The following is a 17,408-nucleotide window of genomic DNA, read 5'->3' as shown; positions in this document are numbered from 1 at the left end:
CATCACTTCTAATATTAAAACTATTATAGCCCAAGCTTTTATCAACTTATTAGTCATATCGACCCTCTAAAATTTTGATTTTCAAATGATAAATCCCAAATTTCAAACTTGTAGAATACATCTCAAAATAAAGACTTGAAGACTTTCAAATGATAAAGAAACGAGCTAAAACAATTAAAACTAATTCATGTTTTAATATATCAAACATGCGTCAGTACCCAAAGTTCTACTTCTTCAGTGTCACGATACTGTGAGCTACGCTTTGTTTTGTCAGATCCTTTTTTAACATTTTTCGTATAACACTTTTCTAATTGAAACCGTCCACCTTCAGCGATTTCTTGTTGAATAGGATTAAAATTGGCTACACCTGTTATTTGCGCAAAATTAGAGAATAAGAGTACTAATTTTCCATTTGGCAATAACATATCTTTTGCAGCTTCAAAAAAGTCAGAAAACAACGTGTCATTATAATAAATAGCTTCATCTAAATTATTTAAATCTCGTGTCTCGGATAACCAAGGCGGATTAAAAACAATGAGCTCTGTTTTATTTGTCCATTTACCAAAAAGAGAACCAAAATCGAGTTCTATTTTTCGAGATAGTTTGGTATCTCCCATCATTTCTGTTAAACCAATGATAGTATTAGGATTTGTATCTGTTGCAAAAACCTTTTGAAATCCATGCTTTACCATTTGTAATGCTAAAATACCACTTCCAACACCTACATCAATTGCAGACTTTTTTGGACCTAAATATCGTTTTAGCCAATTATCAAACAATTCTAAATGCTCAAAGCGTGTTGGAAAATAGGTTCCATAATATGGATGAATTTTATTTCGCAATCCTGGTATTGATATACCATTTGTATACCATTGCCAAGCACTGTTTAAACCTTGGACTTGCGGAAGGGTTAATAAGAAATCTCTTGTTTCGGGATATAACTTTTTTAGCCACCCTATAACTGGAGCTTTCTTTGCTACAATTTTGTGATCGTTAATTTCTACAATAATAAGGTTTGAAAGCTTATGATATTCGTCACGATAGGCACGTTGCTCCTTAAACGATTTATTGGGTAGTTTTTTATTAAGGTGTTCCTGCAAACCTTTAAGTAGGACAGATCCGTTATTATAAAACTCAGTAATTAAAACAGGATTACCAGCTTCTAATACTTTTATAATACTTTTAATATCTTCTTCTCTATTATATATAGTGACCTCTTTTAGCGGTAAAAATGGTTCTGGTTTATTTACTTTAAGATTTGTCATTATAGTTGGGTTTCCCTTTTGGGTGAAGGTAGGCAAATGCTTCTGCCAACTATGATGAATTAGGAATGAAATAACATTGAATCAATTACTATTAAACTGAAAATAAAACAAATAGTGATGATTAGCCCTTTCAAAAGGGGGTTAAACCAAAAAAAATCCTGATAATGAAATCAGGATTTTTTTATATAATGAGATTCCTGCCTTCGCAGGAATTTGTTAATCGATGTACCCCATCTTACGCATCCAATCGTCATTAAACATTTTGCCAACATAACGACTTCCGTGATCATGAAATAAAACCACAACCACATCGTCTGGCGTGAAATGCTCTTTTAATTGTAATACTCCTTTTATAGCAGAACCTGCTGAGTTTCCTAAAAACATACCTTCTTCTTTAGCTAAACGTTGTGTGTACACACAAGCATCTTTATCGGTAACTTTAGTAAACCCATCAATAATATCGAAATCTACATTCTTTGGTAAGATATCTTCACCGATCCCTTCTGTAACGTAAGGGTAGATTTCATCTTCATCAAATATTCCAGTTTCATGATATTTTTTAAATACAGAACCATAAGTATCTACACCCCAAATTTTAATATTTGGATTTTGCTCTTTTAGGTATTTTCCAACACCCGAAATAGTACCACCTGTGCCAACGCCGACTACAAAATGTGTAATCTTACCATCGGTTTGTTTCCAGATTTCTGGACCTGTACTTTCGTAATGCGCTTTTGTATTACTTGGATTATCGTATTGATTAACGTACCAAGAATTTGGTGTTTCTTCACCTAAACGTTTCGATACAGAATAATAACTACGAGGATCTGTTGGCTCCACAGCTGTTGGGCAAACGATAACCTCCGCACCTACAGCACGCATAATATCTACTTTTTCTTTAGATTGTTTATCTGCCATTACAAAAATACATTTGTAACCTTTTACTATAGCCGCTAAAGCTAACCCCATTCCAGTATTTCCAGAGGTTCCTTCAATAATTGTTCCACCAGGCTTTAATCGACCATCAGCCTCAGCATCTTCTATCATTTGTAAAGCCATTCGATCTTTTACTGAATTTCCTGGGTTAAAAGTTTCGTATTTCGCAAGTACTAAACAAGGTAAATCTTCGACTAGTTTATTCATTTTAACTAGTGGTGTATTACCTATTGTACCTAATATATTTTCTGCGTATTCCATTTCTATTTGTTATTATTTAAAAAGGAAAAATGAGTTCTCCTTTAAAAAATCTTGAAATTATTAAACCTTCCTCTTAGGCTCGTTTCTTAGTTGTTTTTTTCGAGGGAGCAAAGTTACGTTAAATGTTGTGTTTAACGAATTTTGGAATTATTAATGTTTTGTTATTAAATTTCACAGTGAGCACTGGGTAGTTAGCTTAAAGTTTTAAACCTGGTATTTTCGGACACTGTTGATAGAAGATTAAAGTCTACTTATTTTTAACACTAATCAAAGCGAATCGCTTTTACTGGCGAAATTTTAGAAATAATGATTGAAGGAATTAAGAGCATTAATAAACAGGCTACAAATGTACCTATGTTTAATAGAATTATATAATCCCAACTAATATAAACCGGAGCATTATTAACATAATAGGTATCTGGATTTAATGGAAATAGTTTGAAGTATTTCTGCGCAAACAACAAACCTAAACCTATAATATTACCCCATAATAAACCCAAACCAATTAAGTAAGAGGCGTTGTAAAGAAACACTTTTCTAATGGTCCAATTAGAACTCCCTAAAGCTTTTAGTATGCCTATCATTTGTGTACGTTCTAATATTAAAACGAGTAAGGCGGTTATCATGTTAATACCAGCTACAAGTATCATAATAGCAATGATGCCGTACGTATTGTTGTCAAAAATCTTAATCCATTCAAAAATCGTGTAATATTTTCGGGTAATGGATGTAGCGTTCATTAAAGACGGTACTTCCTTAAAGATTTCAACCGTTTTTTCTTCAATCTGCGAGAAGTCATCTATAAAGACTTCAAAACTTCCTATTTGATCCGGTTCCCATTTATTAATCCGCTGAATATGTCTTAAGTCAGCAATACAAAACTTTTCATCGAGCTCCTGAAAACCAGAATTGTAAATCCCTACAATTTCATAATTAAGGATGCGTGGCCTATCATTTAAAGGATTACCAAATAAGGTTTGAAATTTATCTCCGACTTTAAATCCTAAGCGATTGGCTAAATAATTAGAGATTAAAATTTCTTGGTTTATCTCTTTTGTAAAATCAGGAAGTCGGCCTTCAACTAAAAATTCTTTAAAATAGCCCCAATTATAATCAGCACCTACTCCTTTTACCACCACTCCTTCAAAATCTGTTTCTGTTCTAATAACAGCAAACTTTTGAGCCACACCTTGTATATGTTTGATGCCTTCTACGCTAGTGAAATTCGGGTAAAAATCTTGATTAATAGAAATTGGCATTTGCGATTCGTCAGACGCATTGGTGTCGTAATTTGTAATTTCTACATGACCGTTAAATGCTACAACTTTATCTCTAATCTTTTGTTGTAAACCGATACCTGTAGCAATTGCAATAAGCATTACAATAATTCCAATAGCAATTGCTGCGATACCAATTTTAATTATTGGAGCCGAAACACTACTTTTATACGTTTTATTGCCAATTATACGTTTAGCTATAAATAACTCGAAATTCACTCTTAGATATGCTTTTAAAGGTTTTCAAAAATACAGTTTTATTCTCTATAATTATTGGGATTTCCGCTGTAACATTTTCATGTGGAAATAGTATAAAGCAAGACGCTGAAAGCACAAAGCTGGAGACCTTAGCGGTTAATGACGCTTCTAGTACAGAACTTGCAACAAACGAAGCAAATAATGCTATTATAGTCGGTGCTAACAGATCAGAATTATATCTACCCCTATTAAAAGGAAAGCGTGTGGCTGTGGTTGCTAATCAGACGAGTGTGGTTTTTCATGAGATTGCGACAACCCAAAAAAAAATTGAGTCTAGCAAAGACGTTCCATTTACGCATTTAGTAGATACTTTATTGGGGTTAAACATTGATGTAAAAAAAGTATTTGCCCCAGAACATGGGTTTAGAGGCACTGCTGATGCTGGTGAATTGGTAAAAGATGGTAAAGACACCAAAACGGGTTTAGCTATTTTCTCGCTACATGGCAGAAATAAAAAGCCTACCAAAACACAGCTTGAAGATGTCGATATTATGGTTTTTGATATTCAGGATGTAGGTGTTCGATTTTACACCTACATTTCTACATTGCATTATATTATGGAAGCTTGTGCCGAGCAAAACATTCCTCTTTTAATTTTAGATCGTCCGAACCCGAATGGTAATTATATTGATGGTCCTGTTTTAGAAAAACAGCACAGTAGTTTTTTAGGTATGCATCCTATTCCTTTGGTTCATGGTATGACCATTGGCGAATATGCAAAAATGATAAATGGAGAAGCATGGTTAACGAATGGTATCACTTGTGACATTACGATTGTTGAAATGAAAAATTATAATCACAACAGCAGGTATAACTTAGCCATAAGACCGTCTCCGAATTTACCAAACGACCAATCTATTGTATTATATCCGAGTTTAGGTTTGTTTGAAGGCACCAACATCAATGCTGGTAGAGGAACAGAATTTCAGTTTCAACGCTATGGAGCTCCGTTTTTAGATAAGAATCATTATACATTTAATTATACTCCTATTCCTAATTTTGGGTCTAAACACCCGAAACATGAAAATGAAGTTTGCTATGGTGTTGATTTATCTAAAGTAAAGGCAGAACGCCATTTTACCTTAAAATATATTATGGATGCTTATCACAATGCTACTGATAAAACCAAAGTGTTTAACACCTCTAATTTTACCACGCACGCGGGAACTGCCACATTGCAAAAACAGATTGAAGCGGGTTTAGCTGAAGCTGAAATTAAAGCGACTTGGAAAGCTGGTATTGAATCATATAAAACGACTCGTGATAAATATCTAATTTATAAATAGGACTAATCGTTACGGCTTGTAATTTTTACTGGTGTTTCTTCAATACCGACCAAATTGGAAGTTAAAAGGTCATCGGGATCTGCTTTAGAAGCATCTCGCAATATCTTAACAACAAATACAATCTTAATTTGAGATTGTCTCGCGACAAACACATGTTTCCCTTTAGATAATTTATTTAATGGTAACTTATAAGCTATTGAATCAATTTTAAAATCGAGTTCACGAGCATATTCTTGATTTATGGTATATAAAGACGTAATAATATTTTCACTCTTTAGAATAAGCGTGTCTTTTGTAGTATTTAATTCATGAATTAAACTTTTTGCTTGAACATTTCTGTTTTTTTCGAGCTTAGCAAACGGCTCTTGTGCTTGAAGTGTAAAGCTTAATAAAAAAATAAGGATGATGACGAGACCAATGCGTATTAAATTTTTCAAAATAGTATTAATTAAGTTACACAAAATGCGTGATAACTCAACAATATGTAATTAATCCCGACTAAACATAACGCGATTTTAAGTCAAATTACTAAGAACATCCACAAACTACATAAATATCAGGGGAACTGTTATTTTTACATAGAAAAACTTGTTAACAACTTATTTTTCAATAACTTCAATAAGCTTATTTGGGTAATCTGTTATAATACCATCAACTTTCCATGACAACATTTGTTTCATATCTTCTACTTCGTTAAGCGTCCAAGGAATAACTTGATATCCCTTTGCTTGATATGCTTTAACCGATTTGGCAGTCAATAGTTTAAAGTATGGACTTATAATTTCTGGTTGAAAAGATAACTCCTCAAGTTTGTCGTCAATAATTTCATTATCCTCAACTAACAAAGCGACCACCATCGTAGGCAATTGCTTTTTAATTTCTTCGAGAATGACAACATCAAAAGATTGAAGATTCACACGACTCAACATGCCATTTAATTCAATTTCGTCTAGAACTAATTTTACGTATACTTCTGGCTGTGGTGTAAAAATGTCATAATAAGACGTTTCTGATTTGATTTCAATATTAAACTTAACTTCTGAATTCTTAGTTTTCGCTAAGTTAAAAACTTCCGCTAATAAAGGTTTGTAGGTCTTTAACTTTTCTTGTTGCGGGTATTTTGGATGAAATTTTGAACCACAATCAAATTGGTTAATCTCATCATAATTCATGTGATATAAATTATATATGTCTTCAGAATTATCAGGCAGAACGTCTCCTTCAGGATTTAGACATATAATTGGATTCATATAAGGTTCATGAGAAACAACAACCTTATGATCTTTAGAAATTACAATGTCCAATTCCAAAGTATGCACTCCCAAATCAATAGCCTTTTCAAAAGCTGGCAACGAATTTTCTGGCAACAAACCTCTACAACCTCTGTGGCCTTGAATATCAATTTGTTTTTTAGAATTACAACTCATACATAAGATTATTAAGACGATAATAGTATTAGTTTTCATCTGCAGAAAGCGTTGATTTTTCATAGTTCTGAAAAGGTTGTTTTAATAGCTCTTTGATATTTCCATTTTTAACTTCATCTGGAAACACATCTACTCCATAAATCAACTTTTCACGATCCATATACATATAGGTGCCTAACATGCGATCCCAAATACTGAAGATATTTCCAAAGTTTGAATCTGTATAAGGTAATCTATAATGGTGATGAATTTTATGCATATCTGGAGAGACAATAACATAGCTTAATGCTTTATCTAATCCTTTTGGCATTTTAATATTGGCATGTGTAAGCTGGGTAAATATAAGTGATAGCGCTTGGTAAATCATAACTAAAGCAATTGGAGTCCCAACGATAAAAATACCAAGTAATGTAAATGAAAATCGAATGACACTTTCTATTGGGTGATGTCTATTTCCCGTAGTTGTATCTACACTATGATCGGTATGATGCACTAAATGCACCATCCAAAGTGGTTTAACTCTATGCTCTACATAATGTGCTAAATAGGCGCCAAAAAAATCGAGTAACACAACTCCTAGCAACGCATATAACCATAACGGCATTTGCGGTAACCAATTTATAATCCCAAAATTATTGGCCGTTACCCAATCTGACATCCATAACAGTAAAAATGCCAAGGCAAAATTTATAATTATTGTTGTAAGCGTAAAAAAGAGATTTGGAAGCGCATGTCTCCATTTTTTATATTTAAACTTAAATAATGGAATACCACCTTCTAGCAACCAAAAGAACGTCAAACCACCAACTAAAATAAGGCTTCGATGAGATGAAGGAATGGTTTCAAAGTATGCGATAATGCTTTCCAATACTATTAAGAATTAAGATTAATAAGCAGTTGTGCTTTCTTCAAATTTACAGAAGAAATTTTAGATTCCCATAATGCAGCATTAGTTTCATCATTTAAAATCTTATATACGGTGTAATACAAAAACGCCACAAAAGACGCATTAGTCGTTTCTATACTTTCTGCATCCATTTTTTTTAATTGTCTAAGTACTTTTTTAGGGCGTTTTAATATTAAATACTGTTGAAGATCTAAAAGCGCTATCCGTTGTGTTAATGCTTGTTGATCGTCCGTTGGTTCAGTAGCAATAAGTTCAGTAGCTTCATTTAAATAAATAATTCCTAAATCAACTAATTCAGATCTAATATCATCTTTCATATACATTGAAAAATCTAAATATTTTGAAGCCAAATAATATGCAGAATAAAAATCCTTTTTAGAGTTATAACCAATTAACTCAGGTGCCATAAACTCAGTATTTATCGCATAATCATTAATTATAGTTGTGATATTTTGAAAATTTTCAGGATCACTAGAAACATTTAAGATGTTACCGTTAACATCCATTATTTTAATAGAGTCATCATTAAACTTATCAATATATTTTTGTGATCGCTTATCCTTTATATCTTCATACAAATCTGCATATTTATACTCACTAACAATAACTGGCACAAAATGTTCCCAAATTAAAGGGCTTAGAATTTCGCTTTCAAACAAACTTTCAATAAAAACAGTTTTACCAGTATCATCTTTTGCTAAAACACCATATGGATACTTGGTACTTTCTTCCCAAACCATCAACACCATTTTATTCTGAGTTATGGCTAAGTTTTGAGCAATATCTAAATTGGTCATCCATGGCTGTGAATAGGACATATTAAACGCAAACAATAGAAACAGTAATTTTACAATTAAATTATTCATAGTCTTTTTTTTATCTATTAAGCATCAAAAATTATTCCGAATACAACTTCAATTATTACTGAATACGCTTTTTCATTTCTTCAACAATATTATATGCGGCCGGACAAATAGCAACATTCTTCATCGTTAAATTAGAGATCTGTTGAAACTTCTTACGGTCCGTGTGTGGAAACTCACTACAGGCCTTTGGTCGCACATCATAAATAGAACAATAATTATCTGCCCCTAAAAATGTACACGGCACAGATTGCAACACATAATCATTTTCGTCATCTAAGCGCAAGTAGGTTTCAATGAATTGTTGTTCTTTCATTTTGAAAAACTTAGCAATCCGCTGGATATCTTTTGGCGTAAATAAAGGTCCTGTGGTTTTACAGCAATTAGCACACTTTAAACAATCGGTACGTTCAAATTCTTCTTCATGCAACTCTTGCATTAAATAGTCTAACTGTTTTGGTGGTTTCTTTTTTAGCTTCGTAAAAAAGGTTTTATTCTCCTTATGCTTATCTTTGGCGAGCTTTGGAAGATTATTAATTTGGTCTTGCATAAAACAAATTTAATTAAAGTTCTCGATACAATTTATATAAAAATAGAAATCACACGAACTAACCAATGACTATGAGTAAAGACCTCTTTGGAAAAGCCCTATTAGATTATCAGAATGGAAATTATTCTGAGGACATCATTACATATACAAACATTTCAGATGAAGATGAATTACCACTTCCTTATTTATTTAGAAATTATTCTGAAATGCCAAAACTTGAGCAAGCAGCATTAAAATTAGCAAAAGGCAATGTCTTAGATGTTGGTTGTGGTTCTGGAAGTCATGCGTTGTGGCTACAAGAACAAAACATCAAAGTTAAAGCGATTGATAGTTCTAAAGGAGCAGTTGAAGTCGCTATGAAACGTGGTGTTTTAAATGTTGAATTGAAACCACTTTTAGAAGAGACCGAAAGTTTTGATACGATTTTACTATTGATGAATGGTACGGGAATTTTCCAAGAATTATCTGAAGTTGCTAACTATTTAAAGCATTTAAAGTCACTTTTAAATCCTGACGGTCAAATTTTAATTGACTCTTCTGATATTTCATACATGTATGAAGATGACGATGGTGGCATGTGGCTAGACCTCAATCAAGGTTATCCTGGTGAATTAGATTATTTCTTATCTTATAAAGGCGAAAAAGAAGTGCCTATGAAATGGTTATATCTCGATTTTGAAACCTTGAAAACAGCTTGTTTAACGGTTGGTTTGAAGTGTGAGAAAGTTATGGATGGTGACCATTTTGATTATTTGGCGAAGCTATATTAGAGAAGGCTCAAAGGAACTTTAAAATAGACTTTTGACCTCACAACTTCTCCTAAATAAATTCCAGGTTGCCATTTAGAAAGCTCTTTTAGTTTGTTCATTAATTCAATGTTGATTATTGGTTCTGATGTTTCAGCATTTTCAAGGTGAATATCATTTATAACACCATTTTTTTCAACAACAAATGAAATTTCACAATAATTAATTGGATTAGAATAGTCAACTTCAAAATTTGCAAAACCTAAATATTTTATAAAATCTACAGCCTTACCTTCAATTAAAAATTTTGGATCTTTATGTAACCTAAATGAATAAATCTCACCAGAGTCAATCTTTGGTTTAATATCTTCTATAAACTCTTTTGTCTTTCTGAATTCATTTATCGCTTCTAATTTGGTTACTTCAAAAATATCATCCCCAAATTTTTCGTAAATAAGTTCCTCTATTTTTTCCCTGTAACAATTTGTACCATCACTAACTATACATCCGCCTAATCCAAATCGAATATTATAATTCTCTAAGATATAATTTTTGTAAAAATCATTAAAACCATCAACGTTAAAAGTAGAAATTAATCCGTAAGTAATAAGCTCATATTTACCTTCACTAGCATCTTTAATAGCATCGACTATTCCTTCTTCGCACGAATATAGTGTATATTTTAGTGAACTATTTTTGGTTTTACATGCAGTAAAAAACAAACCAAAAATGGCTACATATAGAAATAAATGTTTCATTTAAATTGAACGAAAGAGTTTTGCCCTTTATTGTACCTCACCTCCAACCACAGTCTTCAGAACTTTAATTTTTGGAATTTCATTGGCCTTAACCGTCATAATATCATTATCTAAGATGATAAAATCGGCAAACTTCCCAACTTCAATACTTCCTTTTTCATTTTCTTCAAAATTAGAATAGGCCGCCCAAATCGTCATGCCTTTTAAGGCTTCTTCTCTGCTTAGAACATTTTCCATTTGAAAACCTCCTTCTGGAAACCCTTCTAAATCTTGTCGTGCGACAGCGGCATAAAAGGTTAAAAACGGACTAACTCGCTCCACAGGAAAATCAGTTCCTAAAGCCACTTTACCATAAGCTTCTAATAATTGTTTATAAGCATAAGCTCCTTTTATACGTTCTGCTCCTACTCTATCTTCTGCCCAGTACATATCGCTTGTGGCATGTGTTGGTTGTATGGATGGCATGATATTTTTATACAATTCAAAATCTTCAGGTGATACAATTTGAGCATGCTCTACACGCCAACGACGGTTTTCCTTTCCTTCTAACACTTTAGTATAGGTTTGTAAAACCGCATGATTTGCAGAATCGCCAATAGCATGTGTATTCATTTGAAATTCTGAATTTGCAATACGCTCTGCTGATGTTTTTATAGTTTCTAAATCTGTAACTAGCAATCCTAAATGGCCAGGTTTATCTGAATATGGTTCTCTTAACATCGCACCTCGAGATCCTAAAGCTCCATCTGCGTAAAACTTAAACGAACGCACATTTAGGTAATCTGTTTTAGTAACTCCTTTATCTAAAAAGTAATCCAGATTATCTTCAGACGCAGAAATCATAGCATAAATACGCATTTTTAATTCTCCTGATTTCTGAAGACTATCAATAAGTTCAATAGTTTCTTTATGTAATCCGGCATCATCGACCGTAGTTAACCCCAAATCGAAACATAATTTTTGTGCTTCTAATAGGGCATTAGCCATATCATTTCGGGTGGGCTGTGGCCAATGTTCCATCACAAACATTTCCGCATTGTCTACTAAAATACCGGTAAGTTCGCCATTTTCTACAACAACTTCTCCTCCTTCAATTTTAGAATTTACGGTTACATTTCCTAAATCTAAGGCTGCTTGATTTACTAATATAGCGTGCCCATCAATACGTACTAATGCAATAGGTGTATTTGGATAGAGTTTATCTAATAAGCGTTTGTTAGGAAACTCCTTCTCTTCCCAATCATTTTGATCCCAACCTCGACCAAAGATAAATTCGTTATTTTTTTCATTCTGAAAATCTAAAACACGTTTTACAACGTCCTCAAAACTTTTAGTACCGACTAAATTTACCGATTGCTGATTGAACCCTAACCCCAAAAAGTGACAATGTGCATCAATAAATCCTGGCACAATAGTTTTGCCTTCAGCATTAAGTGTATCGTTAGCTTTATATATATTATCTATTTCAGAGGTCGTGCCAACAGCAATTATTTTTCCATCTTTTACAGCAAATGCTTCAGCTTTACTAAAGCTATCATCAACTGTATAAATATTAGCATTTGTGACAATTAAATCAGCTTGTTGTTTATTTTTTTCACAAGAAAACATAGCACAAATAGCGACTAACACCACTACCTTTTTACTTCGTTTAATACAATTTGTAACTGCGTGATTGTAATACTGAAATTTCATTTGTTGTTGGTTTTGAGATATGTAAAAATAAGAAAAGCGCTCCAAATTGGAACGCTTTTGATTTTTTTAGTCAATTTAAAAAGATTGCTTCGCTGCTCTCGCAATGACGGAACACTAATTTTTAGTGCTTCCTTTTAAAAGTCAAATTGGTAAGTGGCACCACCAAGAAGCTGTATGCCTTGCACAGGGAAATTTGACCAACGGTTATAATTTTGACTCGCTATGTTATTGGCTTTAACAAAAAAGGATAACTGATCATTTGCTTTATAACCAACATGCGCGTTAGCATCAAAATAACTATCTAAAGTCACTGTTGTGGTCGTAGTATTTAACGGATTTAAAACCTCAAAATAAGTACTTTGATCTTCTCGTTCGCCAACAAAGAACACACTTGCTCCGGCAAACCATTGTTCTGAAATTTGATAATCTAAAAATACAGAGGCTGTAAGATCCGGTAGATTCCAAGCTTCAGATTCGTTTTCTGTGCTGTAACTAAAGTATTCTCCTTTTACACCTAGAGTAAAGTTTCTATTTAAATCTACATTTAACTCACCAGACACAGAAAACGTCGTCACATCATCATAAGTCACAAAAAATGAATTGCCATATTGATATTCTGATAAAGCATCACTCGGTATATCATTAGATTTGTATAAGGCTTTATTTTTTTCTGCAATATAACTCCCTTTTACACTATACCCTATGTTACTAGAAAGCTTCCCTTTAGCACCCACAAACATTTTGTACTGCTGATCTGTTGGAGTTACCAAAAGTGTTGGTGATACAAATGGATTTTCGTTTACAAAATCGTAATACGAATTCTGAATTAGATCGCCTTTAAGTCCACCAAATGCAATTAAGATCTCATCCACCAATCGGTAAGACGCTTCTATGTTTGGATAGATAAAAAATTTATTCTCACTAAATTCTGTGTCGTTAAGGTAGGCTAATTTCACACCTAAATCAATCGTTAAATCATCTTGTACCAATTGATACGATGGTGCAAATCCAAACGTGACATTCCCGTAATTAATTTCACCAGTATTAGAATAATCGCGATCGAAAGTCCCACTAATATAATCTATAGAAAACTCTGATTTAATAACAGCATCTTGTACCACAAAATCAAAGCTAGTCTTAGCGACTAATCTGTTTTCAGCAGAATCGTGGTTATCTCCAAAACGTCTAAAACGAAGACTTGCGTCTTTAATAATAGCGTCTTCAAAATCAATTTTACCACCAACATATAAATCATTATAAGTCTGGCCAGCATCAATACCATCTAAATCGCTTTCATCGAAATACTCTTGAGACACACCATACCAATTATAGGTTTGTAAATTAAAACCCCCATCAACTTGCCATGTATAATCTCTATCGCTCTTTTTATAATAAGCGTTTAATTTGGTTTTCGAAAAATTATCATCCAAAAGCACATCATCAATACCTCCTTGAGACGAATGGTGACTAAAATAACCACCGACATTTTCATCTCTACTCAACTCATGGTTCAAATAAACTTCACCCAAAATTGTGGTATAACTTCCAAATCCTAATGAGGCATAATTATCATATAATTTTATCGCTTTGGCTTTATCAACCGTTGCTGCTTTACCTTTTGCTGGTGTAAATGTTGAAGCCACAGGAATTGAGAAAATATTGTACTTGATTTCCTTTTTCTTTACGGCATTAGAATCGTTCAACTTTGGATTATCTTTAATTTTAAAGGCATCCGAAATTGTTGGAGTATATGGTTTTATAACGTTAACCGTTTGGTCTCCAATAGTGTCTTTGGTACGTTCTTGAGCATAACTAAATGTCAGACTCAAAGTAAACATTGCTAATCCTATATATTTAATTTTCATGTGTATTAATTTGATTGAAAATAAGTTTAACGCTAACTAAATTGTCTTGTTGCTATTAATTATCGTCTGTTTCGATTGATGAATTCGTCTTCGCTTCTTCTGCTTTTATTTTGTTTAATTCTACTTTGGCTTCACTTACAACCTCTGTAAAATCCTGGAAGTTACTAATCACGCTTTCTAAGATATAAGTTGCTTGAAACGCATCTCCTAAAGCATAGAAGTTCTTAGCCATAACCACCAACCCTTTTGCACTAAACAATTTATAGCTGCCATAATCCTTAGCTAATTTTTGAATGGTTGTATTTGAGGCTTCGTAATCACCTGCTTTGTTTTTAAAATAACCATTGTAGAATAAGGCTTCTGCTGCAACGCTTCCTGTAGCTATTTTTTCAACTTCGGCATAAGCTATTTTGGCTTTGGCTTCATTACCTGTTTCAATCGCAGAACGTGCAATTGTTAATTTAGCATCACTCTTAACTTTGTTATCTAATTTTGAATTGCTCAATACTTTTTCAGCATAGCTTTCTGCCTTAACGTAATCTTCGGTTTGGTAATAGGCATTCATTAAATTCGATTGTGCATAAACCACATTCTGAGGATAATCAGCTTCTTGCTCTAAACGTTTTAATACCGGAATCGCTTTTTCCCAATTAGAAGTGCTTAAGTAAATCTCGGTAAGTTTCACAATAGCTTGTTCTGTGTACTCACTTTTTGAAGCCTCAACAACGGCCTTATAATGCGGTTGTGCATTATCTAATAATTCCTTTTTATAGTACAATTGCGCTAAATAGAAATGCGCTTTTAGATTATGAATCCCTTTTGGAAACTGCGTCAAATAGTTATTAAACTGACGAATGGCTTTATCGGTTTCATTATCTAAATACGGCTTTTCTGCTGCTAAATAGGTGGTATTATCCAAGTCCACATCAGAAATCTCAACATAATCTAAAGTCCTTACCCAAGTTGCATATTCATCTACTTTACCTAAATCGATATAAATTAAACGTACTGTAGACACTGCCTGAACCGCTTCACCAGAACCCGGAAAATCAGTCGCTACTTTTTTGAATTTTGTCAATGCTCGCGTGTTATCATTGCCGTTATAATACACTAACCCTTGACGCAATAAGGCTTTTGAAGTAAAGGCACTTGTTTTGTATTCAGAATTTAAGCGATCATACGTTTGCATGGCTTTGTCTGTGTCATTAGATTTTACGTACGAATTTGCTAATTCATACATCGCGTCATCTCGTAATGCCGATTTAGGATATGTATTTATAAAAGTCTGTAATGCTGAAATCTTATCAGAACCTTTTCCTAAATACCCTTCGCTCATAGCGACTTGAAACGCTGCGTAATCCGTTTCAATCTCATTAATCTGTATTGCTTTTTTATAAGCATCAATAGCGTCATTATATTTACTAGATACAAAATAACCATCTGCCAATCTTAAATAAGCATCATTTTGACGCAATTTGTCATTCGATTTATTCTTTATGAATTTCTCAAAATAGTTTGAAGAATTAATATAGTCTTTCAACTTAAAATACGTGTATGCTAAATTGTAATTCAGGTTTTCATTTTCTGCTAAACTTGAAGATTCGCTAAAACCATCAAACTGCTTAAATCCAATTAAGGCGTCGTTATAATTACTTAAATTATATTCCGTTTCGGCTTTCCAAAAGGTCGCTTTAGCCACAAAAATAGGATCTCTAGGTTCTTTTAGCGATCCATTAAAAAGGGCTAAGGCTTCATTATACTTATTCTCATTATATAATTCCACCGCTCTAAAGAAGGCCACTTTTTGATAAGCCGCTTTGTTTTCAAAACTGTTCTTCCCTTTTAAAAGTTCTAAGGCTTCCTTATAATTCTTTGATGTGATGTATGAATCTATTAATAACGTTTCAACCTCATCTTTATAACTCGTGTTTGGATATTGCTTTAAATACCCTGTTAAAACCTGAGGAACGGATTGGTACGGATTTCCAATATCGTAACTAATCTTAGCATAATTTAACCACGCATCTTCTTGAATTTTTAAATCAAAATCCATTTGTGATGCATTTCTAAAGGCGTTTAATGCTTCTTGCTTTTTCTCTAAATTAATATAACTCTCACCTAAATGGTAGTAGGCATTCTGAGCTACTGGATTATCTCCACCAATAATTTTATTGAATTCTGAAATTGCACTTTCAAAATCATTTTGCTTGTAATACGCATACCCTAATTGGTAATAATCGGTATTATTCCACTTTCTATCTTTCCCTTTATATTCTTTTAAATACGGAATTGCTTCTGCATACTTGCCAAGGTTAAAGTAACTTTCACCAATAATTTTAGATAATTCAGATTTTTCAGCCGCATTACTTTTGGCTAATTGTGCTTCGGCAAGTTCAATGGCTTTTTCAAACTTTCCTAATTTGAAATTTAAATCAGCCTGATAATAAGACAACTTCTCTTTGTACTTTTCATTATCGCTAACTTGATCAAAATACTCATTTGCTTTATCATAGTCATCACCTTGATACGCCATAAAACCAATGTAGTACTTCGCTTGCGAGCCGTATTCTTTAGAGTTTACAACACGATTAAAATACTTAGTGGCTTTCTTCTCGTCTTTAGTTGAATACAAGGTATAACCATAATTAAAATTGAAGCGTTCCTTTTCGGCTTGTGCCATATTGCGTTCGTCAACTTTATCGTACCATTTACGTGCGTAGGCATATTTTCCGTTGTTGAAATAATAATCAGCAACATCTAAAAATGCGGTATTTCGTTTGGTACTTGTCGGATAGTCTTCTACAAATTCTGTAATAAGATTATCGGCATTATTTTGATTTAAACGTACCGCACAATTCGCTATATAATAAGCGCAATCAGATTCTATGGTAGCATCGTTTGTATTTAACTTTACATCGTCAAATAAAGTTTGGGCAGCTTTAAATTGATTGTTATTATATAAAGTCAATGCCTTTTGATAATCTTGAAACTCATTGGTATAAATCGCAGATTTTTGCGCTATAGCAAGTGAAGAAAATACAAGAAAAACGATGATTAATTGTTTTTTAAAGAACATCATTTGTTGAGTGTTTTATTGATGATTTTATGTTGTGGCAAATATAATTCAATACCAAATCTATAACGATAGAAAACGCTTATAATTATACACGGAGTTATTAAATATTTATTTTCAATTGTGATCTATAGGTATTCGCAAGTAAAACGGTCAGCAAGCCATTATAGAAGTTTATAACGACATTGGGAGATTCGATTTTTAAGTTCTATTTTTACACCTCGTAAAATCAGTGCTTTTATCA

14 protein-coding genes are annotated in these 17,408 nt (G+C 33.0%); 2 read left to right on the top strand and 12 right to left on the bottom strand.

What is annotated here, in order from left to right; translation table 11 throughout:
- Window positions 1-200 precede the first annotated feature (200 nt).
- The 3 genes from BLT80_RS13970 to BLT80_RS13960 all read right to left on the bottom strand — a co-directional run bounded on the left by BLT80_RS13970 (window position 201) and on the right by BLT80_RS13960 (window position 3,958).
- On the bottom strand, window positions 201-1,265 hold the full coding sequence (locus BLT80_RS13970) for a methyltransferase (RefSeq protein ID WP_092469041.1): 1,065 nt from the start codon (window positions 1,263-1,265) through the stop codon (window positions 201-203).
- Between the two features lie 216 nt (window positions 1,266-1,481).
- Window positions 1,482-2,462: a PLP-dependent cysteine synthase family protein gene (locus BLT80_RS13965; RefSeq protein WP_092469039.1), complete on the bottom strand. Its 981-nt coding sequence runs from the start codon at window positions 2,460-2,462 to the stop codon at window positions 1,482-1,484.
- 263 nt (window positions 2,463-2,725) lie between these two features.
- Window positions 2,726-3,958 carry an ABC transporter permease gene (locus BLT80_RS13960; protein WP_092469037.1) on the bottom strand — a complete coding sequence of 411 codons (1,233 nt, stop codon included), beginning with the start codon at window positions 3,956-3,958 and terminating at the stop codon, window positions 2,726-2,728.
- An 8-nt stretch (window positions 3,959-3,966) separates the two neighbouring features.
- Between BLT80_RS13960 and BLT80_RS13955 the strand changes: the two genes are divergently transcribed.
- The gene (locus tag BLT80_RS13955; RefSeq protein ID WP_092469034.1) at window positions 3,967-5,283 is read left to right on the top strand and encodes an exo-beta-N-acetylmuramidase NamZ family protein; all 1,317 of its coding nucleotides are present in this window, start codon (window positions 3,967-3,969) and stop codon (window positions 5,281-5,283) included.
- Between the two features lie 2 nt (window positions 5,284-5,285).
- On the opposite strand, the gene BLT80_RS13950 is transcribed toward BLT80_RS13955, so the two are convergent.
- From BLT80_RS13950 to BLT80_RS13930, 5 genes are all read right to left on the bottom strand, one after another.
- Window positions 5,286-5,720: a hypothetical protein gene (locus BLT80_RS13950; RefSeq protein WP_092469031.1), complete on the bottom strand. Its 435-nt coding sequence runs from the start codon at window positions 5,718-5,720 to the stop codon at window positions 5,286-5,288.
- Window positions 5,721-5,882: 162 nt separating this feature from the next.
- Window positions 5,883-6,749: a glycerophosphodiester phosphodiesterase gene (locus tag BLT80_RS13945; RefSeq protein WP_245710267.1), complete on the bottom strand. Its 867-nt coding sequence runs from the start codon at window positions 6,747-6,749 to the stop codon at window positions 5,883-5,885.
- Entirely contained in the window at window positions 6,739-7,578 is an 840-nt protein-coding gene (locus BLT80_RS13940; protein ID WP_092469028.1) for a sterol desaturase family protein, read from the bottom strand. The genes BLT80_RS13945 and BLT80_RS13940 overlap by 11 nt, the downstream gene beginning before the upstream one ends.
- 5 nt (window positions 7,579-7,583) lie before the next feature.
- The gene (locus BLT80_RS13935; protein ID WP_139181081.1) at window positions 7,584-8,483 is read right to left on the bottom strand and encodes a hypothetical protein; all 900 of its coding nucleotides are present in this window, start codon (window positions 8,481-8,483) and stop codon (window positions 7,584-7,586) included.
- Between the two features lie 55 nt (window positions 8,484-8,538).
- Window positions 8,539-9,030 (bottom strand): YkgJ family cysteine cluster protein, encoded by a 492-nt coding sequence (locus BLT80_RS13930; protein WP_092469023.1) that lies wholly within the window; start codon window positions 9,028-9,030, stop codon window positions 8,539-8,541.
- A 71-nt stretch (window positions 9,031-9,101) separates the two neighbouring features.
- Between BLT80_RS13930 and BLT80_RS13925 the strand changes: the two genes are divergently transcribed.
- On the top strand, window positions 9,102-9,800 hold the full coding sequence (locus BLT80_RS13925; protein WP_092469265.1) for a class I SAM-dependent methyltransferase: 699 nt from the start codon (window positions 9,102-9,104) through the stop codon (window positions 9,798-9,800).
- Here BLT80_RS13925 and BLT80_RS13920 read toward each other — a convergent pair.
- The 4 genes from BLT80_RS13920 to BLT80_RS13905 form a co-directional block, all read right to left on the bottom strand.
- Complete coding sequence (locus BLT80_RS13920; RefSeq protein ID WP_092469021.1) at window positions 9,797-10,534, bottom strand: hypothetical protein; 738 nt, start codon at window positions 10,532-10,534, stop codon at window positions 9,797-9,799. The two genes, BLT80_RS13925 and BLT80_RS13920, sit on opposite strands and share 4 nt — an antisense overlap.
- A gap of 27 nt (window positions 10,535-10,561) precedes the next feature.
- Entirely contained in the window at window positions 10,562-12,226 is a 1,665-nt protein-coding gene (locus BLT80_RS13915; RefSeq protein WP_092469019.1) for an amidohydrolase, read from the bottom strand.
- Between the two features lie 134 nt (window positions 12,227-12,360).
- The gene (locus BLT80_RS13910; protein WP_092469017.1) at window positions 12,361-14,091 is read right to left on the bottom strand and encodes a TonB-dependent receptor; all 1,731 of its coding nucleotides are present in this window, start codon (window positions 14,089-14,091) and stop codon (window positions 12,361-12,363) included.
- A 55-nt stretch (window positions 14,092-14,146) separates the two neighbouring features.
- Window positions 14,147-17,170 (bottom strand): tetratricopeptide repeat protein, encoded by a 3,024-nt coding sequence (locus tag BLT80_RS13905; RefSeq protein WP_092469015.1) that lies wholly within the window; start codon window positions 17,168-17,170, stop codon window positions 14,147-14,149.
- Between the last annotated feature and the right edge of the window lie 238 nt (window positions 17,171-17,408).

This window comes from Winogradskyella thalassocola (assembly GCF_900099995.1).
GTDB classification, from domain to species: domain Bacteria; phylum Bacteroidota; class Bacteroidia; order Flavobacteriales; family Flavobacteriaceae; genus Winogradskyella; species Winogradskyella thalassocola.
The sequence above is the reverse complement of the archived record's forward strand: the minus strand, read 5'-3'. Positions and strand labels throughout refer to the sequence as shown.

What these genes read in the sequence shown, in the direction of transcription:
- BLT80_RS13970 (WP_092469041.1), bottom strand. Translation starts at nt 1,265, where the DNA reads ATGACAAATCTTAAAGTAAATAAACCAGAACCATTTTTACCGCTAAAA.
- BLT80_RS13965 (WP_092469039.1), bottom strand. Translation starts at nt 2,462, where the DNA reads ATGGAATACGCAGAAAATATATTAGGTACAATAGGTAATACACCACTA.
- BLT80_RS13955 (WP_092469034.1), top strand. Translation starts at nt 3,967, where the DNA reads ATGCTTTTAAAGGTTTTCAAAAATACAGTTTTATTCTCTATAATTATT.
- BLT80_RS13945 (WP_245710267.1), bottom strand. Translation starts at nt 6,749, where the DNA reads ATGAAAACTAATACTATTATCGTCTTAATAATCTTATGTATGAGTTGT.
- BLT80_RS13935 (WP_139181081.1), bottom strand. Translation starts at nt 8,483, where the DNA reads ATGAATAATTTAATTGTAAAATTACTGTTTCTATTGTTTGCGTTTAAT.
- BLT80_RS13930 (WP_092469023.1), bottom strand. Translation starts at nt 9,030, where the DNA reads ATGCAAGACCAAATTAATAATCTTCCAAAGCTCGCCAAAGATAAGCAT.
- BLT80_RS13925 (WP_092469265.1), top strand. Translation starts at nt 9,102, where the DNA reads ATGAGTAAAGACCTCTTTGGAAAAGCCCTATTAGATTATCAGAATGGA.
- BLT80_RS13920 (WP_092469021.1), bottom strand. Translation starts at nt 10,534, where the DNA reads ATGAAACATTTATTTCTATATGTAGCCATTTTTGGTTTGTTTTTTACT.
- BLT80_RS13915 (WP_092469019.1), bottom strand. Translation starts at nt 12,226, where the DNA reads ATGAAATTTCAGTATTACAATCACGCAGTTACAAATTGTATTAAACGA.
- BLT80_RS13910 (WP_092469017.1), bottom strand. Translation starts at nt 14,091, where the DNA reads ATGAAAATTAAATATATAGGATTAGCAATGTTTACTTTGAGTCTGACA.
- BLT80_RS13905 (WP_092469015.1), bottom strand. Translation starts at nt 17,170, where the DNA reads ATGATGTTCTTTAAAAAACAATTAATCATCGTTTTTCTTGTATTTTCT.